Origin of the sequence: Pseudoalteromonas sp. TAE56, assembly GCF_000497955.1 — a bacterium.
GTDB lineage: Bacteria > Pseudomonadota > Gammaproteobacteria > Enterobacterales > Alteromonadaceae > Pseudoalteromonas.
The window spans coordinates 1-5072 of the sequence record NZ_AUTN01000028.1; the positions used below are offsets into that span (position 1 = coordinate 1).

Here is a 5072-nt window from a genome sequence, read left to right on the forward strand (position 1 = left end):
GGCTGCCGCATTAGAAAAAGCATATAAGGCTAATGGTATTGCAATAACAAAAAGGATAAATGCGAGCTTGCGCCAGCTTTTATTAATGGGTTTGCTTAGTAGTCGTTGGTGGCGGTTACTAAGATAAAACAGGGATGTAGCAGTAAATAAAACAAGAGAAAGGGTAAGTTGCAACATAAATAAAAACACTTGTTAATAATATTGCCATTCTAAATGATAATTAAACTCAATTGCAACAATTGCATGTTTGTGCTATTTTTCCGAAAAATAAAATAACCATCCATAAAAGGGAATAATAGCGGTGCGGTCATTCAAACTAAATAAGCTTTCACTAATCATTACAGGCTCTTTTCTGCTATCTCAAAGCAATGCATTTGCTGATGAAACAAGTCGTGAATCAATAGATACAATTACTGTAACAGGCGAAAAAATCGAAAGGTCACTCAAGGATACGATTACATCGGTTGCAGTTGTAGATAGTTCGTTATTAGAAAATGGGCAACTAGGCTCTGTTTCTGAAGCCTTGGCAGAAATGGCAAATGTGGTGGTACTTACTGGCGCTGTGCCAGATATGCGCGGTGTGTCGGGTAATGGTGGTGCAACTGGGTTTAACTCATTTAGTGGTGGCTCAAAAGCGCGAGTATCAACACTTGTTGATGGGGTTAGTCAGCCATTTGTTGCTGATTTAACTGGTGATACCGGTTTATGGGATATAGAGCAAATAGCGGTATACCGTGGACCGCAGTCAACAAGTAATGGGCGTAATAGTATTGGTGGTGCTGTTTATATGACAACTAAAGCGCCAACACAAGATTTTGAAGGTGCTGTACGCGTTGGTTATAAAAATCAAGACAGCTATCTTGATACAGCGGCCGTTGTTTCGGGGGCATTAGTTGAAGACGTATTAGCATTTCGCTTGTCTACTCAATATGTAAACGGTGAAACCTTTAGTAATCCAACGGTATATGAAACCAATCCAACAGATAAGAACTTAAATAACCTTAATACCAGCAGTACGCGAGCAAAATTACTGTATACCCCAACAACAGATTTAGCTGTACAGCTGACTTACTCAACGTATAGCGAAGAAGGTAATACGGGTCGTAAGTATTATGAAGGTGATAAACCGTTTGATTATGTGCCTTTATTTCAGCGTGACATGGATACCCAGTCAGACACGACTCAGGTAAATATTGATTATAAAATTAATGATAACTTTTCGTTCGATATATTACTTGCTTATATGGATTATGAATGGGGCTACGAGGCTTATGAAGCACAGGCAAGCGCTGAGTCTGATATTTCTATGGATGAAAAAAATATCACCATTGATAGCAAGTTAAACTTTGGCTTAAATAGTGAATTTTATTCAGGCTTTGTTGGTATTGCTTACTTTGACCGTGACCAAGACTTTAAAAGCGTTGGTGCAACCAATTATTTTGGTGACGATAGTAGTGATTCTAAAGCAATTTATGGCGAAACCAGCTTTAAGTTAACTAATGAGCTTACGTTAACCGCTGGGCTTCGAATTGAGCGTGAAGAACAACTTCGTAATTTTGATATGGCTTTTAGTGGCAGTAGGTTAGTTGAGCAGCTAGACAATTCTAACACCATAAAGCTACCGACCTTAGCTATTCAATATAAAATAAACAATGATACGACTCTATCTGCAAGTGCTCGTCGTGGTTATAACGCTGGTGGTGGTGCGTTGAACTTTACCGCGCAGGAATATTATTACTACGATCAAGAATCAGTAAATACGTACGAGTTGGGCTCGCGTAGCGTACTAAATAATGGTGATTTAAATATTAGTGCTAATATTTTTTACAATAATTTTGATGGTTATCAAGCATTAAGTTCTGATAGAAAAATTACTAATATTGACGACGCACATAGCTATGGTTTAGAGCTTGAAGCATATAGCATGTTAGGCGAGCAATGGCAGTTACACGCAGGGCTGGGTTTATTAAAAACTAAAATAGATGAATCAACTACTTATTCTGATGCAGTGGGCAATGAATTAAATTCAGCACCAGAACTGACTGCAAGTTTAGGGGTATCGCATTGGTTTACAGATACCTTAAAGCTAAATGTGAGCGCTAATTATGTAGACGAGTACTATGGTGATTTAACTAACACCGAGGAGCGTGTTGCTGGCGGTTACACAATTACACGTGCAACAATAAGCTATAGCAGCGATCATTGGTTGGTGAGTGCTTTTATTAATAATGCATTAGATGAAGAAGCATTTACGTCGGTAGAGCCTGCAAGCGGGCGTTACCCAACGGGTTATGTTGCAGTTGTTAACCCACAAACATTAGGTGCTTCAGTAACGTATCGTTTTTAACGTGCTTCTAAAATAATGAATTGGAAATTGTAACGCTACCTTTTAAAGGTAAAATAATTTAAAGCCCTAAAGCATTAGGGCTTTTCAATAAAGGGGGAGCTTTAACCGAGCTTAAATTAAATAATGTCGCGCACTTGTTGTTTAAATGACTTGCCAATTTTAACTGACACGCCTGATGCTAGTTGAACGCTTTCATTACTTAACGCAACAACTTTATTTTTGTTAATAACGTAAGATTTGTGGACTTGAATAAATGAAGTATCAAGCTCTTGCAATATGTATTTGAGAGTACTGCTTGCAAGTAATGCTTTTTCACCTTGCCATACTTTTACATAATTTCCATAAGCCTCAAACATGTCTATATCGCCTAATTGAATTTTATGTTTTTCACGATCGATTTTAAGGGTAATAGTCAGAGGTGCCTTGGGATTTAGCGTTATGTATTTTCTTTTTTTCCGTACTTTATTGAGTGCTTGTTCAAGGCGCTGCGCAGAGACTGGTTTTAGTAGGTAGTCAGTTACGTCAAGTTCAAAACCGGCTAAAGCATATTCTTGATACGCACTAATAATAATCACTTGTGGTCGATTCGCGAGCACTTTTAGTAATGCAATGCCTGATAGTTCGGGCATGTTTATGTCTAAAAATAACAAATCAATAGATGATGTGGCTAAAGCACATAATGCATCTTTAGCGTTAAGGTATTGTCCGCTTACATTAATATCTTTATGGGCACTTAAATGATGCAGTATAACGTCATGCGCGAGCGGCTCGTCATCAACAATTATTGTGTTTAGCATGCAGCCAGCTCCAATTTAAGTGTGGTTTGCCAAAGGTTTTTATTTTCATTAATAATTAATGTGTGCTTATTTGGATATAAAAGAGTTAGCCTACGGCGTAAATTGTTAAGTCCCATCCCATGCTCTGAATTGTTATTAGGTAGAATAGGGTTAGAGGAAAATAGCGTTAGTACGTTATCGGCCATGGTGATTTTAAACACAACCGTTACTTTTTGTGAGGTGGGCTCTACACCATGCTTTATCGCGTTTTCTAAAATCATTATTAACAGTAGTGGCGAAATTAAATAGTGTTGTTGATATTCAGGCCATTGCACATCAAAGTTGCAGCGCTCAGCACTTCGTAAATGCTGCAATGCAATAAAACCTTTTAAGTAATTAATTTCTTTTTCTAAACTCACCTGTGCTTTTTGGCCTTCATAAACACTGTAACGCAGTAAGTTAGCTAATTGCATAACAAGATCTGGTGCATTATCTGCTTTTTTTAATGTCAGTGCGTAAAGGTTGTTTAATGTATTAAATAAAAAATGAGGGTTAATTTGCTGTTGAAGTAGCTTTAGCTCTGTTTTTGTTTGTTGTTGGGCAATGTTGCTAATTTGAACGTGTTGTTGCTGTCGTTCAAACGCTAAAATAATCGGTGTGCTTATAGCCAAAAACAAAAATACGAACTGATAATTTTCAGGGCTAAAAATATTATTATTACCGCCAGGTGTTAAGTTAGCAATGCCTGAGGGTAAATCGTTAATAGGTAACAGTAGCAAGCACGATGTTAATACAGGTGTAAGTGCAACGAGGCTTATTAAACTTGCAAACAAAAACATCAGTACACCATGATAGGTTAATACATAGCGTATTAATAAATATCTATTTAATAAATACACTCCATATACTAATCCGGCACAAACAGTAATTTGCCAAAGATAACCCAAAAAAGTATCAAACTGTGTGAATACTTTATAAACGTCAATAACAGGCTCAATAGGCTGGTTTAACATAGGATCAGTGTGCGTATTGAGTATGCTTGATGTAACTATTGCCCAACCTAAAAGTATTATAAACATGACTGTATCAAGTGAAAACAAGGATTTAAGCCATTTATTACTCAACACATTGTTATTTTTATTAGTGCGTTTAGTAATAAGCCATATACCACTTGCAGATGCGCACAGTGTCCAACATTGTGCATCAAGGTATTGCCATTGCGAAAAGTTAAGAAGCTGGTTATTAAATACTAGCAAGAGAGATGGATAGGCTAAAAAGCCTAACAGCCAAACTATGATTGCGGGTGTAAGTAATAAACGATATGCGAACGCATGGGCAATAAAAAAGGGAATACACTGTAAAAAAAGTTGAATATTAATAGCCAGATATTGGCTCGTTGAATCCATATGTGATGACAAAAAGCGTATATGAGAGTCGAGCATAATAGTAGCTATTAGCGGTAAAAAAATTATTAGCTGGGTAATGCTAAAGCGTTGCCATATTGGTGTATTGGCTTGCTGCATATGTGACTCCGTTTTTATTATAGTTTCTGAGCAGATACGCTTAGATAAAATTGTCTTTTTATTTTAAACATTACCTTTGCACAATTCACTACGCTGAGCGCGCTATATTATCCATAAAATTTTTTCAATCATAATTTATTTTTAAACTAATTATTTTATTTCATAGGGTTAGTAACCGTTTTAAGCATACTAGGCGGTTTATTTAAATGATGAAAGGTCATATTTAAATGACCAACGTTACTTTTTTATGTTCATCATTTATTTCAATACGTTAACCATTGTTTTCTCGCTTGTATTGACTTGCTTTCTTAAGCTGGTGCTATACCAATTAAGGATGAAACTAATGCTTACACTGAAAAATATCAACAAAAAATACGCAGATGGTACGCAGGCTTTGAATGATGTGACGATCACTCTACCCGCCGG

3 protein-coding genes are annotated in these 5072 nt (G+C 36.7%); 1 reads left to right on the forward strand and 2 read right to left on the reverse strand.

The window, feature by feature from the left end; genetic code table 11:
* Positions 1 to 295 precede the first annotated feature (295 nt).
* The gene (locus tag L656_RS0101010) at positions 296 to 2347 is read left to right on the forward strand and encodes a TonB-dependent receptor (protein WP_029750568.1); all 2052 of its coding nucleotides are present in this window, start codon (positions 296 to 298) and stop codon (positions 2345 to 2347) included.
* A gap of 116 nt (positions 2348 to 2463) precedes the next feature.
* On the opposite strand, the gene L656_RS0101015 is transcribed toward L656_RS0101010, so the two are convergent.
* Together L656_RS0101015 and L656_RS0101020 are read right to left on the reverse strand one after the other, a co-directional pair.
* A complete protein-coding gene (locus L656_RS0101015; RefSeq protein ID WP_024597854.1) occupies positions 2464 to 3144 on the reverse strand; it encodes a LytR/AlgR family response regulator transcription factor in 681 nt (226 codons plus the stop codon).
* Entirely contained in the window at positions 3138 to 4646 is a 1509-nt protein-coding gene (locus L656_RS0101020; RefSeq protein WP_024597855.1) for a sensor histidine kinase, read from the reverse strand. The genes L656_RS0101015 and L656_RS0101020 overlap by 7 nt, the downstream gene beginning before the upstream one ends.
* Between the last annotated feature and the right edge of the window lie 426 nt (positions 4647 to 5072).

Coding starts and splice junctions, on each gene's coding strand:
- L656_RS0101015 (WP_024597854.1), bottom strand. CDS start 3,144: ATGCTAAACACAATAATTGTTGATGACGAGCCGCTCGCGCATGACGTT.
- L656_RS0101020 (WP_024597855.1), bottom strand. CDS start 4,646: ATGCAGCAAGCCAATACACCAATATGGCAACGCTTTAGCATTACCCAG.